Below are 17,120 nucleotides of genomic sequence, written 5' to 3'. Positions count from 1 at the left end.
GGCCGAGGGCCTCGACGAGTTGCAGGCTGCGATCGTGTTGGCCGCGAATGGTGGCTAGGGTCTGGCCTCGATTGCAATCGTCTGGTGGCTTTCTTCCGCGGCGAGGCTTTCGGTGCCGTAGGTCTTCAGGAACATGCCGACGCCGGACCTGACGATGTGGTCGATCTCATCCTGGCCCGGGGCTTTGGTGCGGTAGGCGAAGATGCACTGGCGGAATAGACCGGCCAGGCACAGTTCGGTGAACTGGTAGGCGGCAAGATCGACATCGTCGATCCGCAGCAGGCCGCGCTCGATGGCGGCATCGAGAAAGGCCGCGACCTTGTCATGGCCGCGTTTGGGACCGCGTTCGTAAAAACGCGCGCCGAGCTCGGGTATCCGGTCGGATGCGCCGATCACCGTGCGCTGCGCCTGGATGACCTTGGCCGACGTGATCTTGAGGGCAAGCACCTTGCCGAACTTCACCAGCGTCTCGCGCAGGTCGTCGGCGTTATCAAGCACGTCATACATGTTCTTGAAGATCGTGCCGCGCTCTTCCTCGATCAGCGCTTCGAACAGCTCTTCCTTGTTGGCGAAGTAGACATAGATGGTGCCTTTGGAGACGCCGGCCTCGCGCGTGATGTCGTTCATCGACGCAGCCTCAAAACCCTTGTCGATGAACACACGACGGGCGCCCTCGATGATCTGGCTGCGCTTGACCGGGTCCTGGCCTGCCGCCGGGCGGCCGCGGCGCACATGGTCCAGCAGGTCGCCGCACGGGTCGGTTTCGACGTTAGGCTGGGTCTCAACCATAAAAGTCACACCTCGAAAATAATTCGAACCAATCGGTTCGATTGCACTTGATATGGTCCTGTTTCCGCGCTATGTCAACGGCCGGATCGAACCGAACGGTTCAGTATTATAGCTTTATTTTAGAGAGATGTCATGTCCTCGAACGCGCCAGCCACAGCCGAAGTCCGTCCTTTCCCCAATGCCAAGGTCGCTCCGGCGACGGAAGCACCCGAAGTGCCTTTCCAGCCCGCCATCAGCGCGCCGGTGGAAGCACCAGCCAAGAAGAAGCGCTCGGTGCGCTCGTTTCTGCTGCCGATCATCGGCGTTGCCTTGCTGAGCGCCGCCTCCTGGTACGGTTACAACTACTGGACCACGGGTCGCTTCATGATCTCGACGGACGACGCCTATGTCCAGGCCGACATGGCGTTCATCTCGCCCAAGATTTCCGGCTATGTCGATCAGGTCAAGGTGAGCGAGAACCAGTCGGTGAAGGCTGGCGACCCCCTGCTTGTGGTCGATGACGGCGACTACAAGATCGCCGTTGCCCAGGCCGAGGCGCAGATCGCCACCTTGAGCAAGACGCTCGACCGTATCGACGCTCAGACCCAAGCGGCGCGCGCCTCGCTGCAGCAGGCGCAGGCACAGAAGGTCGCTGACCAGGCCGCCGCCGACAATGCGACGAAGGTCGAGGCACGCGCCTCGCAACTGCTCAAGACGCATGTCGGCACGCAGGCACAGCTGGACGATGCCCAGACGGCGGTCCAGCAGGCCAACGCCGCCCTTGTCGGCGCCGACGCGCAGATCGCCGCGGCACAGGCCAATATCGGCGTGCTGCAGGCGCAGCGCGCCGAATCGGCAAGCACGCTGGCTTCCTTGCAGCTCAGCCGCGACAAGGCCGCCCGCGATCTTTCCTTCACCGTGCTCAAGGCGCCTTATGACGGCGTCGTCGGCAACCGCTCGGTCGAGCAAGGCGATCTCGTCAGCCCCGGCCAGAAGCTGGCCGTCATCGTGCCGATGGACAAGCTCTACATCGTCGCCAACTTCAAGGAGACGCAGCTTGCCCGGCTGGTTCCCGGCGAGAAGGTCAAGATCTCGGTCGATGCGACCGACGGCCAGGATTTCGAGGGAACCGTCTCGTCGCTGGCACCGGCTTCGGGTGCGGTGTTCTCGCTGCTGCCGCCCGAAAACGCCACCGGCAATTTCACCAAGGTCGTGCAGCGCGTCCCGGTCCGCATCGATGTGCCGGCCGACGTGCTGAAGAGCGGCAGGCTGCGCGCCGGCTTGAGTGTCGTCGTCGCCGTCGACAGCCGTACCGCGCCTACGGCCTCGAACTGAGCGGCCGCCGGGGAGCAATGCCATGGCCACCGCAACCCTGACAGCAGGAGCGCTGCCGGCGATGCCGGCCGTGCCTGACACCATCTCGACGCGGCGCGTCATCGCCTTCCTGGCGATGGTGTTCGGCATGTTCATGGCCATCCTGGACATCCAGATCGTCTCGGCCTCGCTGGCCGAGATTCAAGCTGGCCTGAGCGCCAGTTCCGACGAGATCCCGTGGGTGCAGACCGCCTATTTGATCGCCGAGGTGGTGATGATCCCGTTGTCGGGATTCCTCAGCCGGATGCTGTCGACGCGCGTGCTGTTCACGATCTCGGCGGCCGGCTTCACCGCGGCCAGCGCGCTGGCCGCGACCGCCACCAACATCGACCAGATGATCGTCTACCGTGCCGTCCAGGGCTTCATCGGCGGTGGCATGATCCCCAGCGTCTTTGCCGCTGCCTTCACCATTTTCCCGCCGTCGCGCCGCGCCGTGGTCTCGCCGATGATCGGCCTTGTGGCGACGCTGGCGCCGACCATCGGCCCGACCGTTGGCGGCTATATCAGCCATGCCATGTCCTGGCATTGGCTGTTCCTCATCAATGTCGTGCCCGGCATCCTGGTGACGACGGCGGCCTGGACGCTGATCGACTTCGACAAGCCCAATCTCAAGCTGTTCAGCAAGTTCGACTGGTGGGGCCTCGCCGGGATGGCCGCCTTCCTGGGTTGCATGGAATATGTGCTCGAGGAAGGCCCGAACAACGACTGGCTGCAGGACCAGGGCGTATTCATCTGCGCCATCGTCATGACCGTGGGCGCCGTGCTGTTCTTCTGGCGTGTGTTCACCGCCGAGGAGCCGATCGTCGACCTGAAGGCGTTCACCAACGTCAACTTTGCCTTCGGCTCACTGTTCTCCTTCGTCATCGGCATCGGCCTCTATGGCCTGACCTATCTTTATCCGGTGTTCCTCGGGCGCATCCGCGGCTACGATTCGATGATGATCGGCGAGGCGCTGTTCGTCAGCGGCCTGGCGATGTTCCTCACCGCGCCGGTCTCGGGCATCCTGTCGAGCAAGATGGACCCGCGCCTGATGATGATGGTCGGCTTCTTCGGCTTCGCCACCGGAACCTGGTGGATGACGCATCTGACCGCCGACTGGGATTTTTATGAGCTGCTCATTCCCCAGATCCTGCGCGGCTGTTCGATGATGCTGTGCATGGTGCCGATCAACAACCTGGCACTCGGCACCTTGCCGCCAGACCGGTTGAAGAATGCGTCCGGCCTGTTCAATCTCACCCGCAACCTCGGCGGCGCCGTCGGCCTGGCCGTCATCAACACCGTGCTGATCGACCGCAACGCGTTCCACTACGCCAGGCTCTCCGAGCACGTGCAGTGGGGCAGTGCCGCCGCGCAGCAAAAGCTGCAGAACATGACGCTCAATTTCGAGCAGACCGCCGGCCTCGACGCGACCAGCGCGGCGATCTCCAAGCTGTCGGGCATGGTGCAGCAGCAGGCCGCGCTGCTGTCCTTCATGGACGTGTTCTTCCTGCTGACGGTGCTGTTTGCGACGCTCGGGCTGTTCACCATGCTGATCCGCAAGCCGGCTGCGGCCGGCGGCGGCGGTGGCGGCCACTGATACCAAACGTGGACAGCAGTTTCGGGAAGCTCCTCCAGTCCACGCCCGAAAAGCTCTGACCGCGCAAAAAAACTCCGGGCCGCAAGCCCGGAGTTTTTCGTATTCGGATTAGAGCACAGGAATTGCGTCAAAAAGAGATATGTCAGGCCGTGGCGGGCTTGAAGGTCAGCGCCACGCCGTTGATGCAGTGGCGCAGGCCCGTCGGCGCCGGGCCGTCATCGAAGACGTGGCCGAGATGGCCGCCGCAGCGGTGGCAATGTGCCTCGGTGCGGGTCATGCCGAGCGACCTGTCAACGGTCGTGCCGATGGCCTTGGGAATCTCCTGCCAGAAGCTTGGCCAGCCGGTGCCGGAATCGAATTTCGTCTCGGACGGATAGACCGGCAGGTCGCAGCCGGCACAGGCAAAGATGCCCTTGCGGTGTTCGTTGAGCAGCGGGCTGGTGCCGGGATATTCCGTGCCTTCCTTGCGCAGCACGTCGAAGGCGGCCGGCGACAGGATGGCTTTCCACTCGGCATCGGTCTTGGTGACCTCGAAGGTTTCGGCAGCCTGTGCGGGCTGTGATTTGCCCATGCGCAGCATCGTTGCGGCAGCCCCGGCGACGCCGATGGCGGCGGCACCGCTCAAAAGAAAGTCGCGACGGTTCATGACCAGTTCCTCCTGTCGTCTCTTTTGCCAAACTATACCGCCAGGCGGAAATCAAAAGCCGGTGACGGTGGCCCTCGAACGAACACTCCGCGCCGTTCCACATCTGAACGTGGGCGGCGCGGAGTGCGCGGGCCGGTTGCGGGTCACGGGAGCGAGACCATGCAATCGACGGAGAGCCCTTGCTGCAATTTCGTCGGCAGCAGGCCCCTTGTTACATCTTCGCCCCCCTTTTTACATTTTGGGGAGCAGAACCTTGTCGATGACGTGGATGACGCCATTGGACTGTTCGACATCGGCGATCGTCACATTGGCGACGTTGCCGTTCTCGTCGGTCACGGTGACCTTGCCGCCGTCGGCCTTAAGCGACAGTTCGCAGCCGCCAACCGTCTTGACCTTGTGGGTGCCGCCATCGGCTTTGGCCATCGCGGCGACGTCCGCCCCCATCGCCTTGGCGCCGATGACATGGCAGGTCAGGATCTTGGTGAGCTTGTCCTTGTTCTCGGGCTTGAGCAGCATTTCGACCGTGCCGGCCGGCAGCGCGGCAAAGGCGTCGTTGGTCGGCGCGAACACCGTGAACGGACCAGCGCCTTGCAGCGTGTCGACAAGGCCGGCCGCCTTGACCGCGGCGACCAGCGTCGTGTGGTCCTTCGAATTGACGGCGTTGTCGACGATGGTCTTGCTGGCAAACATGGCAGCGCCGCCAACCATCGGGTTTTCGGCATAGGCCGCAGTGGCAAGAGCCGAAACAGCGATCGCGCTGGCAAGCAAAAGGGTGGCGTATTTACGCATGATGTCAAACTCCTCGGGTTTTTCTCTTCCCATCTTTGGGGACGCGAGGAGATACGGGATACAAATGCGGGAGTTTCAGAAACATCGGGATTTTTTATTTTTATTTGCACCGCAGGGTGATTTTCACACAATACGTTTTGTCCACTCACTGGCGCGGTTAGACGTCATATGCGAAAAATAGACTGAAAGTCTTCTATGTCAGCGATAAAGCCGGTCAGATGCTCTTCAGATCGCCCGCCGCGACCACCGGTCCGGTCGGCTGGCCGGTCGGCGAACCGCCTGCCGGCTCGAGGCTGACGGCGAGCACCGCGCCCTGGGCGAGCTTCTGCTGGGCAGCCGGCGAGACGACAATATGCGCAGTGGCGCCGGTCGGGATGACGCCCATCGAGACCGGCGGGTTCTTGCCCTCGATCATCCACAGCTCGAAGTCCTTGCCGGCGGCACGCTCGCCGGAGACATGCGACAGGCCGACCTCGTGATGCGCGGCGTCATAGACGGCGAGATATTTGACATCGCTGCCTTCGGCGGCCAGCGAGGCGACGAGGCGCGCCTGCGGCTGCTCGACCGGCGGGTTGAGGGTGGGCACGGCGATGTAGATCGCCAAAGCGGCGACCGCCGCAGCAGCGAGGCCGCGCCAGAAGGCCAGGCTGGACCACAGCCCGCCGCGCGATTCGGTGGGCGTGGTCACGGCCGCGGTGGACGTGAACAGGCGGCGATCGATCGCAGCCTTGACCGAAGCCGGCGGCTCGATTTCCGGGTAGGCGGCGGCCAGCGGCGAGAACGAGACCTCCCAGCTGTCGACAAGACGGGCGAACTCGGTCTCCGCATCGATGCGCCTGGACGCGATCTGCCGCTCCTCCGCCGGCAGCACGCCGAGAACGTATTCGGCGGCGAGCAGGTCGTCGCCTCCACGTTCCGGTCCGTTGTCTTCCGCCAGCGTCATCTTTCCAGACATTCTCTGAGTTTCAACAGGCTGCGGCGCAGCCAGGTACGCATCGTGTTCAACGGTACGCCATGCCTCTCCGCCAGTTCGGCATAGCTCTCGCCCTTGAGATAGGCGCCACGGACGGCCGCCGCTCGGTCCTTTTCCAACTCGTCGAGACAATGATGGATGCGTTCGGATTCACCGCCCGCCACCACCATCGCTTCAGGCCCTGGCGTCGGATCGGCCACGTCGAGCGCGGCATCGATATCGAGGCCGGGCTTGCGTCGCGCTCTGACGCGATCGATCGCGTGGTTGCGCGCGATCGCCACCAGCCAGGAGATCGGGCTCAAGTCTGAGACGGCAAAACGGTCCGCCTTCGTCCAGATCTTGACGAAGACTTCCTGCAGGGCTTCTTCGGCATCTCCCCGGTCGTTCAATACACGAAGGCAGACGCCGAAAAGTTTCGCACTGGTCTGCCGGTAGAGCAGATCGAACGCAGCCCGATCCTTCATCGAAGTCCGGACGATCAGCTTGGTGATGTCCTGCGGCGTCATGCAGGCAAGTTAGGGGATTGAAACGTATTTGCAACGACGGAAATCGCCTTGTGCACGCCAGACTTTGCCGCATTGCCGGCCCGGATCTGCCCGTCGATTGCCAATGAAATCGCCACTGGCTAGCTTGTCTTCCCACTGTGAGGAAAACGCGCATGTCGGTTGAACATACATTGTGGGCCCAAGATGCAACCGGCCTTGCCRACCTGGTTCGCAAGGGCGAGGTCTCACCAATCGAGCTGACCGAAGCGGCGATCGCCCGCGCCGAGGCCACCCGTCCCGATATCAATGCCACGGCGGAGCCGCTTTATGATGCCGCGCGGGCCCAGGCGAAGACCGTCGACCGCTCGCTGCCGCTGGCCGGCATTCCCTTTGCCATCAAGGATCTCGGCATCGCCATCAAGGGCGTCGCGACGCATGGCGGCAGCCGTATTCCGGCATGGCGGGCGGATGTCAATTCGGTGCTGACCGATCGCTACCTCGCCGCCGGCCTCATTCCGATCGTCACGTCGACGTCGCCGGAATACGGGCTTCGGCTGATGACCGAATCCAAGGCCTTCGGCATCACCCGCAATCCCTGGAACACCGGCCATACCAGCGGCGGCTCATCCGGGGGTGCGGCGGCGCTGGTCGCTGCCGGCGTCGTGCCGGTGGCGCATGCCTCGGATGGCGGCGGCTCGATCCGGGTGCCTGCCGCCTGCACCGGGCTTGTCGGCCTGAAGACGTCGCGCGGCCGCATACCGCTGACGCCGCTGGTGAGCGAGAGCTGGTACGGCATGGTCGTCGACCATGCGCTCACCCGCTCGGTGCGCGACTGCGCGCTGCTGCTCGACCTCACCCACGGTCCAGATCTTTTGACGCCCTATGCGGCGCCGTCGCCCAAGGGCAGCTTCGTTGCAGCTGCCGCGCGCGATCCCGGCAAGCTCAGGCTGGCCGTGTACCGCAAGTCGCCGCTCGGCCTGCCGGTCTCGGCCGAGACGCTTGTCGCGCTCGACGTGGCGGTGGCGCTGGCCCGCGAGGGCGGCCATACGGTCGCGGATATCGATCTGCCCTTTATCGGGCGCGATTTCTTCGCCGATTTTGCCACCGGCGTGGCCTCTGCCGTCGCCGGCACGATGCGGGCCGAGGCGCTGCGTGTCGGCCGTTCCGTTCTGGGCGACATCGAGCGCGCGACGCGCATCCTCGCCCGCTTCGGTGAATTGGTGTCGGCCGGCGAGATCTATGCCGGCCTGCAGCGGCTGCATGCGACCTCGCGACAGCTGATCGCGGAGACAGCGCGATATGATGCGGTGCTGATGCCGATCATCGCCCACCCGCCGCTCGCCTGCGGCGCCATGGACCCGAAAGGCGCTGACGAACTCATCGAGAACCTGCTCGACAAGCTTCATCTCACCGCCTTGCTGAAACTGAAGCCATTGCTCGGCCAGCTGATGGACAAGAGCCTCGGGTTCACCCATTGGCCGGCGATCCAGAATGTCAGCGGCCAGCCGTCGATCGCGCTGCCGGTCCATGTCACCGATGCCGGCCTGCCGCTCGGCATCCAGGCGGTGGGCCGGCCGGGCGACGAGGAGACACTGCTGTCGCTTGCCGCGCAGATGGAGAAGATCTCGGGTTGGTTGGGCCGCAGGGCGCCGCTGAGCGTGCCGTCATGATGACGACGTCGTGAGGCGCTCGAATATGACAGCAAAGCCATTTGCGGCTGGCCCCAATTCCCGCTAAGACGCCGCCGTCCTTACCTGATGCATCATGCATAAACMAAGTGCATGTCGCCCAAGAGTGCCCAGCAGTTTTGGGACGACGACATGCACAAAACCAAAAGCCAGGAACCACGCCGATGACGGAAATCACCGCCACCGCCGAAATGCAGGCCGCCCTGCTTTCGCGGGCGCTGCCTTACATGCAGCGCTACGAGCACAAGACGGTCGTGGTGAAATATGGCGGCCACGCCATGGGCGATATCGAGCTCGGCAAGGCTTTCGCGCGCGACATCGCGCTGTTGAAGCAATCGGGCGTCAACCCGATCGTCGTCCATGGCGGCGGCCCGCAGATCGGCGCCATGCTGGCCAAGATGGGCATCGAATCCAAGTTCGAGGGCGGCCTGCGCGTCACCGACCAGAAGACGGTCGAGATCGTCGARATGGTGCTSGCCGGCTCGATCAACAAGGAGATCGTSGCGYTGATCAACGCCGAGGGCGAATGGGCGATCGGCCTGTGCGGCAARGACGGCAACATGGTCTTCGCCGAAAAGGCGCGCAAGACGATGATCGATCCGGACTCCAACATCGAACGCGTGCTCGATCTGGGCTTCGTCGGCGAGCCGGTCGAGGTCGACCGTACCTTGCTCGACCTTCTGGCGCGCTCCGAAATGATCCCGGTGCTGGCGCCGGTGGCGCCCGGCCGCGACGGCCACACCTACAACATCAACGCCGACACCTTCGCCGGCGCCATTGCCGGCGCCTGCCAGGCAACGCGCCTGCTGTTCCTCACCGACGTGCCCGGCGTGCTCGACAAGAACAAGAAGCTGATCGACGAACTGACCGTGGCCGAGGCCAAGGCGCTGATCAAGGACGGCACGGTCTCGGGCGGCATGATCCCCAAGGTCGAAACCTGCATCGAGGCGATCGAGCGCGGCGTCGAAGGCGTCGTTATCCTCAACGGCAAGACGCCGCATTCGGTGCTGCTTGAGCTGTTCACCGAACACGGCGCCGGCACGCTGATCGTGCCCTGAGCCGCCCTTTGGTCTTCCGCTGCCGCCAATCGATCAGGCGGGCTGCGGAAGGCGCGCGATGACCTTGATTTCGAAATCGAAGCCCGCCAGCCAGTTCACGCCCACCGCGGTCCAGTTCGGGTAGGGCGGTTCGCCGAACGCCTTCAGGCGAACGGCGTCGATCGCTGCCCATTGCGTGGCCGGATCTGTGTGGAAGGTGGTCACGTCGACGATGTCGTCGAACGTGCAGCCGGCGGCCTTCAGCACCGCGGCGAGGTTGTCGAAAGCCAGCTGGACCTGCCTTTCGAAGATCGGCTCGGCCGACCCATCCTCGCGACTGCCGACCTGGCCAGAGACGAACAGGAAGTCGCCCGAGCGGATCGCCGCCGAGTAACGGTTGATCTCGTAGAGAGCCTGCCGGCCGGCTGGGAAGATCGCGTCGCGTTTGGTCATAGTTCACTCCATTTCAAACAAGGCAGCCCCGACCTCCGGGCGTCGCGAATTGGCTTCGCCGGCAGGGCGAGGGTCGTTCGCAAGGCTTCGGGTTCCTGGATCGCTGCGCTCCACTGCGCGGGACGGCTATTGACATACGTCCCGTATGTTGATGTGGGTGCATACGCTGCGTATGTCAATACGCATACGCTGCGTATATTAATCCAAGAGACGAGCGGTCAGGCGTTCGGTGAGACCCCGATCCCAGGCAAAGCCGGTTTGCGCGCCTGATGTCGAACGGTCATCGATTGCTCCTCGGCGTCCTGCGGCGCACCCCAGAACTCGGCAAGCGTCGGGCCGTCTTTCACCCGGCCGTCACGGACCAGAAATCCCCAGACCTCACGGAACCAGACGCGGCGCCCCATCTGCGTGTACCAGCGCATCGAATGCCGCTGCTCGGGGTCCTTGTGGAACAGGATGCGCGCCAGCGCCTTCGGCCGCGATTGCACCGCCAGTTCGATCAGCTTGACGCTGAAAAACAGCATCCACGGCTTCAGCCGCGTCATCTGCAGCACCTGGTGTTTGTAGTCCCACAGGCGGGCATCTTTCTGGATTACCTTGCGGTCCCGCGCGATCCTGAAGAACGGTGTCCAGCGATGCGGCGTGACATAAAGCGCCTGGATTTGGTCGGGATCGTAGGCGATGAGCTGGCGAAAGCCGCGCCACAGGTCGCGAAAGCCTTCATCCTCGAAGCCGGCCACCCAGGTCGCCATCGACAGGATGCCGTTGAGGCGCAGCAGCCTTATCGCCTCGCGGTCGGATGAGGTGCTGCCGCCCTTGCGGATCAATGCAAGCGTCTGTTCGTCGGTGTTTTCCATGCCGAGCAGCCAGCGGATGACGCCCGCCTTGCGGTAGAGATGCAGGATGTCGGCATCGCGTACGATGTCGTCGGCACGGGTCGAGCCGACGATCAGCACCGGCACGTTCTCGGCGATCATGGCGTCGAGAAAAGCGCGCCAGGCCTTCTTCGATACGGTCGGGTTCTCGTCGGCAAGGTTGATCAGCTCGACACCGTGCTCGCGGTGCAGCCAGGCAATCTCCTTGGCGAATTTCACCGGATCGCGATGCCGCCAGCGGGTCCAGAAGCCGCGCTGGCCGCAATAATTGCACAGATGCGGGCAGCCGCGCGAAAACTGCATGACCACGGCACGCTTGCCGCCCCAATAGCTGTAGCTGATATGGTCGATCAACTCCCAGCCGACACGGTAGGCGTCGAGATCGGCGATGGTCATTGCCGGCTGCGTGGCGAAGGGACGGCGCAGATCGTCGCGAAAGGCGATGCCCGCCACGCTTGCAGGCGGCTGGTGCATTTCCAGCGCCTCGACCAACGCCACCACAGTCGCCTCGCCCTCGCCGCGCACGATGAAGTCGAAGACGTCCGTTTCAGCCAGGATGTCGCCCCAGTGGTAGGTCGGAAACACGCCGCCATAGATGATGATGGTCGCCGGCTCGCGCTGCTTGATCATGCCGGCTATCAGCAAGGCGGTCGGKTGCGCCGAGGTCGAGCCGGAATGGCCGATCAGGACGAAATCGGGGTCATCGTCCAGGGCATTGCGCACCACCATGTCGAGCGGCATCGACCCGAACTCGGCGTCGACGAGGCGCACCTCATGGCCGGCATCGATCAGCGGGCCGCCGAGCGCCAACAGGCCGAGCGGTGGCAGGTGATCGTCCGGCACGCGGCTGCCGATGGCGGTGTGCGGTGGATTGATCAGGACGATTTTCATGGCGGACCTCCGGCAGTTGGTCCACGGATGTTGGCCGGCGATATGGACGCCCGATTGGCCTGTTTCAGCAGTTTGCGTGCAGCTTTTCCGCAGGGATGGGCAGGGCAGGCACCATTACCGCCTGAGGTGGCCGAGCGGCACGTGGCCGGGGCCCTTGATGTTCTGCAGCACCAGCTGGGTGTGGACGTCGCGCACACCGTCGAGCCGCATCAGCCGGTGCATGACGAAAGCATTGAGCTCGTCGACCGACGGCACCATGACGTGCAGCAGGAAATCGTGGTCGCCGGTCATCGTCCAGCATGACGATACCTCGTCCATGCGCTGCACGGCGGCGATGAAGCTTTCGGGCGAGCCGTCGCTGTGGCTGACAAGGCGCACCTGGATGAACACCTCGACCATCAGGCCGACCGCGCGGCGGCTGATCACCGCGGCAAAACCCTTGATGATACCGGCCTCCTGCAGCGCCTCGAAACGTCGTGCGCATGGGGTCGTCGACAGCCCGATCTCTTGCGCCAGCTCGGACACCGGCTTGCGCCCGTCGCGCTGCAGGACCTCGAGCATCCTGATCTCGAAATCATCGAATTGAGGCATTTTCACTCCATGAAAGCGTTTCTGGAGTGAATGCTATCCCGAATATCGCGCTCGAGCCATCATCAAAACCGATTTGCCTCGGCAGATCCGGTTATCCTTTCGGCACGTCCGCCATTCATGACTTGCAGGGAGAAGAACCATGACGACGATGAGCGTTGCCGAATATGCCCGCGACTGTGCGGCGCAAGGGTTGCGCGGCGACTATTCGGTCTGCCGTGCCGATTTCACAGTAGCGCAGGGTTACGATTACAGCACAGAGGAGCAGGCGGTGTGGCGCACGCTGTGCGACCGCCAGACCAAGCTGACGCGGAAGCTCGCCCACCACTCCTATCTCGACGGCGTCGAGAAGCTCGGCCTGCTCGACCGCATCCCCGATTTCGAGGACGTCAGCGCCAAGCTGCGCAAGCTGACCGGCTGGGAGATCGTCGCCGTGCCGGGTCTCATTCCCGCCGCACCTTTCTTCGACCATCTCGCCAATCGCCGCTTCCCTGTCACCAACTGGCTGCGGACCAGGCAGGAGCTCGACTACATCGTCGAGCCGGACATGTTCCATGATTTCTTCGGCCACGTACCAGTGCTGTCGCAGCCGGTGTTTGCCGACTTCATGCAGATGTATGGCCGCAAGGCCGGCGACATCATTGCGCTGGGCGGCGACGAGATGATCACCCGGCTCTACTGGTACACGGCCGAATATGGCCTGATGCAGGAGAACGGCCAGCAGCTGAAGGCCTTTGGGGCCGGCCTGATGTCGTCGTTCACCGAGTTGCAGTTCGCCGTCGACGGCAAGGACGCCCACCACGTGCCGTTCGACCTCGAAACGGTGATGCGCACCGGCTACGAGATCGACAAATTCCAGCGCGCCTATTTCGTGCTCCCGTCGTTCGACGCCTTGCGCGATGCCTTCCAGACTGCCGATTTCGAGGCGATCGTCGCGCGCCGCAAGGGCCAGCCGGCGCTCGACCCGGCGACGGTCTAAACAAATCCGGGAGAATTGTTTCGGCCGGGAACGACTTGCATGAAACACAAAGCGCGTCGCATGAATCCGTGTCGACGCGACGCGCTTTGGACGCTTTGATCCCGCTGGCTATTGCATGGCCGCGGGGTTCATCCACAGGAACTCCCAGACGTTGCCGTCGGGGTCCTCGATGTGGCGGTTGAACATGAAGCCGAGGTCCTGCGCAGGGTTGGGATCGGCGCGGCCGCCTGCCGCCACGCCCTTCTCGATTGTGGCATTGACCTCGTCCTTGCTGCCGGCGGTGAGTGCGATCAGCATCTGGCTGTCACGCCTGGCGTCGCCGATCTGACGCGTTGTGAACTGGCCATAGTGCTGGTGCGTCAGCAGCATCACCCCAATCGAGTTGGAGAACATGATCGAACTGGGCCTGGTCGTTCGAGAACTGCGGATTTAGTGTGCCGCCGATCGCGAGATAAAACTTGGTCGCTGCCTGCAGATCGCGCACCGGCAGATTTRTGAAGATCATCTTGGTCATCGGTCTAAGCCTTGCCTTCGTTGACAGGTACTAGTCAGTCCAGTACCGTTTTCACGACTATCATGCGGGAACGGTACCGTCTAGTACTGGTCAGGAGGTCACCATGAAAATCGACGGTGAGACGAGATCGGCACGCAAGGATCGTGAGATCATCCAGGCGGCCACGGCGGCGTTCATCGGCAAGGGCTATGACGGGACCAGCATGGAGGAAATCGCCACCAGGGCGGGGGCCTCCAAGCAGACCGTCTACAAGCATTTCACCGACAAGGAGACGCTGTTCGGCGAAGTCGTTCTTGCAACCGCTACCCAGGCCAACGATGTCATCGAGTCCGTGACGACGCTGCTTTCCGAGGCGAAATTCATGGAAGGTGGCCTGCAGCAGCTTGCTCGATGTTTGATAACGACGCTCATGGATGAAGAGTTGTTGAAGCTGCGGCGCTTGATCATCGCCAATGCGGATCGAATGCCGCAGCTTGGCCGCAGTTGGTACGAAAAGGGCTTCGAGCGCATGCTTGGCTCAATGGCTTCCTGCTTTCAAAAGCTCACCAGTCGAGGGCTGATACAGACCAGTGACCCCTATCTGGCAGCCAGCCACTTTTTTGGGATGCTTCTTTGGATCCCCATGAATGAAGCCATGTTCACGGGAAGCAACCGGCGCTCCAAGGCCGAACTGGAACGGCACGCGGATGCCTCAGTGGGGGCGTTTCTTGTCGCCTATGGGGTCCAGCCGAAATAGTCCCGTTGCCTGCCGACATCGCAGTAACGCCGCCAAACACATCGCACCCTATCGCCCAGGGTTGTCCGACCCCTCGGCCTTTAGCCGCGCCAGCTGGGCGCGCTGCAGGTCGAGGGCGGCGTTGACGAAGCGCGATATTGTGGTGAGCTCAGCGTCGCTGAAGGTCGCGATGACCTTTTCGCCTTCCCGCGCAATAGTGCCGTAGTAGCGCGCCGACAGGTCCCGCGTGGCCTCGGTCGCCTCGATCACCACCTTGCGCCTGTCCTCGAGACTGCGCGTGCGCGTCAGCAGCCCGCGCGCCTCCAGCCGGTCGATCAGCGCTGTCACGGCGGCCGGCGTCAGCCCGGTTGCGGTGGCGATCGCGCCGGCCGATTGCGGGCCGCCATGGAGCAGGCCGATGCAATGGCGTTCGGCCATGTTCAGCCCCAGCCTCAGCCCCACCGCCTCGTCATAGGCCTGCGTCGCGTCCTGCCATTGCATGATGGCAAGGCCGATGGCCGTCGTCATTTCGGTCCGATTCTCGCTTGACGAATTTATTTCGATCATCTAACTATCAATCTGTCTAACATTTAGACTATCTCAACAATATGCGGTTGCAGCGCCCACAAGGCAAGAGCCGGCCGCCATCATGGAGTGAAAAAATGAGCTTGATTCAACAGCGTACGCCCCTCTCGCATGAGGAAGAGTTCAAATATGCCAAGCTGGCCATGGAATGGTACGGATGGGGGTCCCCCATCGGCCTTGGCATTTTGCTCGTGGCGCTGGCCGCTGCCGCGGTTCTGGTGCGCATCGCGGTCTACGGCTTCTGAGATATGCCGAACATCAGCCGGCGCCATCAACTGGCGCCGACTCATGGAACCGTCAGACGGCGACCACCTTGGCAAGATGGTCACCCAGCCGGCAGGCCAGCGCGGTGATCGTCGTCGTCGGATTGCATTCGCCCGACGTGCAGAACACCGAGGAGCCGCCGACATAGAGATTGTCCATGCCGTGCACCTTGCAGTTGGCGTCGACAACGCTCTTGGTGACGTCGGTGCCCATCCGCGTGCCACCCATATGATGATGGCCCGCCGTCTCGTCGTTGGTCGGGTAGTCGCCGCCATTGGTGATCCAGTCGGCAATGCGCACCCGGCCGAGATTCTTCTCGATCAGCGTCGTGCCGAACAGCCTAAGCCCTTCGAGAAGGGTGCGGTGTTCCAGCTCCGATTTCTTCCAGTGCAGCTCGATGCGCGGCACGCCGGCATGGTCGACATCGGTCGTCGACAGTTCGATCCGGTTGGAGGCCAGCGGCGCCTGTTCCCAGGCGACATAGAGCTGGGCCGCGCATCGCAGATTCTGGCTGAGCTTGGCAGACATCCATTCGGCCATGTCTGGCGCCGTGCAGGCGAGGTCGGCGATCAGGCTCTTGACGCCCGGATACGGCGTCTCGATCAGCCTGATGCCGAAATTCATGATCTGTAGCCGCTCCATGGCGGCAAGCGTCGGCGAGAAGAAGACCTCGTTGACGGCATCGACCTCGAACTCGCCATAGTCGGCCAGGATGGCATTGCCGCCCTCGAAGGTCGGATGCTCCATCCAGTAGCGGCCAAGCGCCGTCGCATTCGGCACGACGCCGCCGTTCGAGCGCTGGTTCGACCACAGAAGCAGGCGCGAATTCTCCAGTCCGCCGGTGCAGACGATGAAATAGTCCGCGCTGAAGGCGCCGGCATCCTGCCCGTTGGACCACAGCCTGGCGCCCGTCACGCGTTTGCCGTCGCCGGCAAGTTCAGTGGCGTAGGTGTTGAGCACGACCGCGATGTTCCCGCTCTTGTCGAGCTCGTCGGCGAATTTCTCGCCGAAGCGCACCGCCGGGCTCTTGATCAGCTGCACCCAGCGAATGTCGTCGGAGACCGGCACGTCCGGCCGGAAACCGGGAAGTTCGAGGATATCGTGCACTTCCGGCAGATAGGGTTCGATGTCGGCGCGGCGAATCGGCCAACCCGTGTCGGGCGCCCAAGCCTTAGGCTCGAAATCCTGTTTGTCGAGCACGCGGCACCAGCCCGCCCAGTGGTTCGAACTGCCGCCCATGAACCGCAGCCGGGTGACGTCGAGATCGAAGTAGAAATCGCCGACCGTCGTGCCACGGTAGAAATCCTGCGACTCGTCGCTGAATTCACGCGAGCCGGCCTCCAGCACCACGACCGGAATGCCGGCGGCGCCAAGCTTGCGGGCAATGGTGGTGCCGGCCGGGCCGGAGCCGAGGATGCAGACCTTGGCGGGGAAATTCGCGGCGCGAAACGCATCGTAGCTGTCGAAGATCATGCCAGATCGCTCCGCTTCAGGATCCAGCCATTGATCTCGACGATCTCGTTCAGATCGGCCCGTGTCGGGTCGGCTCGGTTTGGATCAGCATGCGAGGCATCGGCGTCAGGCAGCGTGCGGAACAGGGACAGGGCAGGCAGTGCGATCAACGCCTGCACGATCGTGCGGCGGGATATTTTCTTGATGAAGAAACTCATGGCTGGTCTCTCGGGTGGGGGCTTCGACGGCGCATGGCGTTACCTGAACGACGGGTCCCGGAACGGCACATGCATCGCGGCAGAAGCCAGTATTGTGCCAGGCTACCCGCAAAGCAGCGAAAACCGGGTAAACGGCGCAACCGAGTGTGAACAGGGTTAGGATTTTCTTAACGGGCCGGATCCAGTGGATCGGCGGCCTGATCACGCCGCCTCGGAAATGTCCGTGTCGAGGATCGTCAGATTGCGGCCC

18 protein-coding genes and 1 pseudogene are annotated in these 17,120 nt (G+C 63.1%); 7 read left to right on the top strand and 12 right to left on the bottom strand.

Going from position 1 to position 17,120, the window contains the following annotated elements:
- Positions 1-54: 54 nt before the first annotated feature.
- Complete coding sequence (locus tag ACXJ7R_RS09730; RefSeq protein ID WP_457151647.1) at positions 55-789, bottom strand: TetR/AcrR family transcriptional regulator; 735 nt, start codon at positions 787-789, stop codon at positions 55-57.
- 132 nt (positions 790-921) lie between these two features.
- Between ACXJ7R_RS09730 and ACXJ7R_RS09725 the strand changes: the two genes are divergently transcribed.
- Positions 922-2,103: an HlyD family secretion protein gene (locus tag ACXJ7R_RS09725; RefSeq protein WP_457151646.1), complete on the top strand. Its 1,182-nt coding sequence runs from the start codon at positions 922-924 to the stop codon at positions 2,101-2,103.
- Positions 2,104-2,164: 61 nt separating this feature from the next.
- Positions 2,165-3,718, top strand: a complete 1,554-nt coding sequence (locus tag ACXJ7R_RS09720) for a DHA2 family efflux MFS transporter permease subunit (RefSeq protein WP_457151649.1) — start codon at positions 2,165-2,167, stop codon at positions 3,716-3,718.
- A 142-nt stretch (positions 3,719-3,860) separates the two neighbouring features.
- On the opposite strand, the gene msrB is transcribed toward ACXJ7R_RS09720, so the two are convergent.
- From msrB to ACXJ7R_RS09700, 4 genes are all read right to left on the bottom strand, one after another.
- The gene (msrB, locus tag ACXJ7R_RS09715) at positions 3,861-4,364 is read right to left on the bottom strand and encodes a peptide-methionine (R)-S-oxide reductase MsrB (protein WP_457151645.1); all 504 of its coding nucleotides are present in this window, start codon (positions 4,362-4,364) and stop codon (positions 3,861-3,863) included.
- A gap of 231 nt (positions 4,365-4,595) precedes the next feature.
- A complete protein-coding gene (locus tag ACXJ7R_RS09710; RefSeq protein ID WP_457151644.1) occupies positions 4,596-5,153 on the bottom strand; it encodes a fasciclin domain-containing protein in 558 nt (185 codons plus the stop codon).
- Between the two features lie 214 nt (positions 5,154-5,367).
- Positions 5,368-6,096, bottom strand: coding sequence for an anti-sigma factor (locus ACXJ7R_RS09705; protein WP_457151648.1), 729 nt, complete (start codon positions 6,094-6,096; stop codon positions 5,368-5,370).
- Positions 6,093-6,632 carry a sigma-70 family RNA polymerase sigma factor gene (locus ACXJ7R_RS09700; protein WP_457151643.1) on the bottom strand — a complete coding sequence of 180 codons (540 nt, stop codon included), beginning with the start codon at positions 6,630-6,632 and terminating at the stop codon, positions 6,093-6,095. Before ACXJ7R_RS09700 ends, ACXJ7R_RS09705 begins: the two co-directional genes overlap by 4 nt.
- Before the next feature lie 152 nt (positions 6,633-6,784).
- On the opposite strand from ACXJ7R_RS09700, the gene ACXJ7R_RS09695 reads away from it, so the two are divergent.
- Positions 6,785-8,281, top strand: coding sequence for an amidase (locus ACXJ7R_RS09695; protein WP_457151642.1), 1,497 nt, complete (start codon positions 6,785-6,787; stop codon positions 8,279-8,281).
- 182 nt (positions 8,282-8,463) lie between these two features.
- On the top strand, positions 8,464-9,357 hold the full coding sequence (gene argB, locus ACXJ7R_RS09690) for an acetylglutamate kinase (protein ID WP_112559011.1): 894 nt from the start codon (positions 8,464-8,466) through the stop codon (positions 9,355-9,357).
- Positions 9,358-9,390: 33 nt separating this feature from the next.
- Here the strand turns inward: argB and ACXJ7R_RS09685 are convergent, their stop codons facing one another.
- From ACXJ7R_RS09685 to ACXJ7R_RS09675, 3 genes are all read right to left on the bottom strand, one after another.
- Entirely contained in the window at positions 9,391-9,789 is a 399-nt protein-coding gene (locus tag ACXJ7R_RS09685; RefSeq protein ID WP_457151641.1) for a RidA family protein, read from the bottom strand.
- 218 nt (positions 9,790-10,007) lie between these two features.
- Positions 10,008-11,555: a magnesium-protoporphyrin IX monomethyl ester anaerobic oxidative cyclase gene (gene bchE / locus ACXJ7R_RS09680; RefSeq protein WP_457151640.1), complete on the bottom strand. Its 1,548-nt coding sequence runs from the start codon at positions 11,553-11,555 to the stop codon at positions 10,008-10,010.
- Between the two features lie 114 nt (positions 11,556-11,669).
- Entirely contained in the window at positions 11,670-12,146 is a 477-nt protein-coding gene (locus tag ACXJ7R_RS09675; RefSeq protein ID WP_457151639.1) for an Lrp/AsnC family transcriptional regulator, read from the bottom strand.
- A gap of 139 nt (positions 12,147-12,285) precedes the next feature.
- Between ACXJ7R_RS09675 and phhA the strand changes: the two genes are divergently transcribed.
- The gene (gene phhA, locus ACXJ7R_RS09670; RefSeq protein WP_457151638.1) at positions 12,286-13,122 is read left to right on the top strand and encodes a phenylalanine 4-monooxygenase; all 837 of its coding nucleotides are present in this window, start codon (positions 12,286-12,288) and stop codon (positions 13,120-13,122) included.
- 108 nt (positions 13,123-13,230) lie between these two features.
- Here the strand turns inward: phhA and ACXJ7R_RS09665 are convergent.
- Positions 13,231-13,636: pseudogene (locus tag ACXJ7R_RS09665) on the bottom strand (VOC family protein).
- Between the two features lie 103 nt (positions 13,637-13,739).
- Between ACXJ7R_RS09665 and ACXJ7R_RS09660 the strand changes: the two are divergent.
- Entirely contained in the window at positions 13,740-14,372 is a 633-nt protein-coding gene (locus ACXJ7R_RS09660; protein WP_379105054.1) for a TetR/AcrR family transcriptional regulator, read from the top strand.
- A gap of 48 nt (positions 14,373-14,420) precedes the next feature.
- Here ACXJ7R_RS09660 and ACXJ7R_RS09655 read toward each other — a convergent pair whose 3' ends face one another.
- Positions 14,421-14,918 (bottom strand): MarR family winged helix-turn-helix transcriptional regulator, encoded by a 498-nt coding sequence (locus tag ACXJ7R_RS09655; RefSeq protein WP_457151637.1) that lies wholly within the window; start codon positions 14,916-14,918, stop codon positions 14,421-14,423.
- A gap of 95 nt (positions 14,919-15,013) precedes the next feature.
- On the opposite strand from ACXJ7R_RS09655, the gene ACXJ7R_RS09650 reads away from it, so the two are divergent.
- Positions 15,014-15,181, top strand: a complete 168-nt coding sequence (locus ACXJ7R_RS09650; protein WP_184872957.1) for a hypothetical protein — start codon at positions 15,014-15,016, stop codon at positions 15,179-15,181.
- A gap of 52 nt (positions 15,182-15,233) precedes the next feature.
- On the opposite strand, the gene ACXJ7R_RS09645 is transcribed toward ACXJ7R_RS09650, so the two are convergent.
- Entirely contained in the window at positions 15,234-16,673 is a 1,440-nt protein-coding gene (locus ACXJ7R_RS09645) for a GMC oxidoreductase (RefSeq protein ID WP_457151636.1), read from the bottom strand.
- Positions 16,670-16,870: a hypothetical protein gene (locus ACXJ7R_RS09640; protein ID WP_095083471.1), complete on the bottom strand. Its 201-nt coding sequence runs from the start codon at positions 16,868-16,870 to the stop codon at positions 16,670-16,672. Before ACXJ7R_RS09640 ends, ACXJ7R_RS09645 begins: the two co-directional genes overlap by 4 nt.
- Positions 16,871-17,120: the final 250 nt, after the last annotated feature.

Source organism: Mesorhizobium sp. P5_C1 (assembly GCF_054049815.1).
The sequence above is the reverse complement of the archived record's forward strand: the minus strand, read 5'-3'. Positions and strand labels throughout refer to the sequence as shown.

Excerpts from the sequence above, each read along its gene's own strand:
- ACXJ7R_RS09700 (WP_457151643.1), bottom strand. The coding sequence starts at position 6,632 with ATGACGCCGCAGGACATCACCAAGCTGATCGTCCGGACTTCGATGAAG.
- msrB (WP_457151645.1), bottom strand. The coding sequence starts at position 4,364 with ATGAACCGTCGCGACTTTCTTTTGAGCGGTGCCGCCGCCATCGGCGTC.
- ACXJ7R_RS09650 (WP_184872957.1), top strand. The coding sequence starts at position 15,014 with ATGAGCTTGATTCAACAGCGTACGCCCCTCTCGCATGAGGAAGAGTTC.
- phhA (WP_457151638.1), top strand. The coding sequence starts at position 12,286 with ATGACGACGATGAGCGTTGCCGAATATGCCCGCGACTGTGCGGCGCAA.
- ACXJ7R_RS09705 (WP_457151648.1), bottom strand. The coding sequence starts at position 6,096 with ATGACGCTGGCGGAAGACAACGGACCGGAACGTGGAGGCGACGACCTG.
- ACXJ7R_RS09655 (WP_457151637.1), bottom strand. The coding sequence starts at position 14,918 with ATGATCGAAATAAATTCGTCAAGCGAGAATCGGACCGAAATGACGACG.
- ACXJ7R_RS09725 (WP_457151646.1), top strand. The coding sequence starts at position 922 with ATGTCCTCGAACGCGCCAGCCACAGCCGAAGTCCGTCCTTTCCCCAAT.
- ACXJ7R_RS09710 (WP_457151644.1), bottom strand. The coding sequence starts at position 5,153 with ATGCGTAAATACGCCACCCTTTTGCTTGCCAGCGCGATCGCTGTTTCG.
- ACXJ7R_RS09660 (WP_379105054.1), top strand. The coding sequence starts at position 13,740 with ATGAAAATCGACGGTGAGACGAGATCGGCACGCAAGGATCGTGAGATC.
- ACXJ7R_RS09645 (WP_457151636.1), bottom strand. The coding sequence starts at position 16,673 with ATGATCTTCGACAGCTACGATGCGTTTCGCGCCGCGAATTTCCCCGCC.
- ACXJ7R_RS09720 (WP_457151649.1), top strand. The coding sequence starts at position 2,165 with ATGCCGGCCGTGCCTGACACCATCTCGACGCGGCGCGTCATCGCCTTC.
- ACXJ7R_RS09685 (WP_457151641.1), bottom strand. The coding sequence starts at position 9,789 with ATGACCAAACGCGACGCGATCTTCCCAGCCGGCCGGCAGGCTCTCTAC.
- ACXJ7R_RS09675 (WP_457151639.1), bottom strand. The coding sequence starts at position 12,146 with ATGCCTCAATTCGATGATTTCGAGATCAGGATGCTCGAGGTCCTGCAG.
- ACXJ7R_RS09640 (WP_095083471.1), bottom strand. The coding sequence starts at position 16,870 with ATGAGTTTCTTCATCAAGAAAATATCCCGCCGCACGATCGTGCAGGCG.
- ACXJ7R_RS09730 (WP_457151647.1), bottom strand. The coding sequence starts at position 789 with ATGGTTGAGACCCAGCCTAACGTCGAAACCGACCCGTGCGGCGACCTG.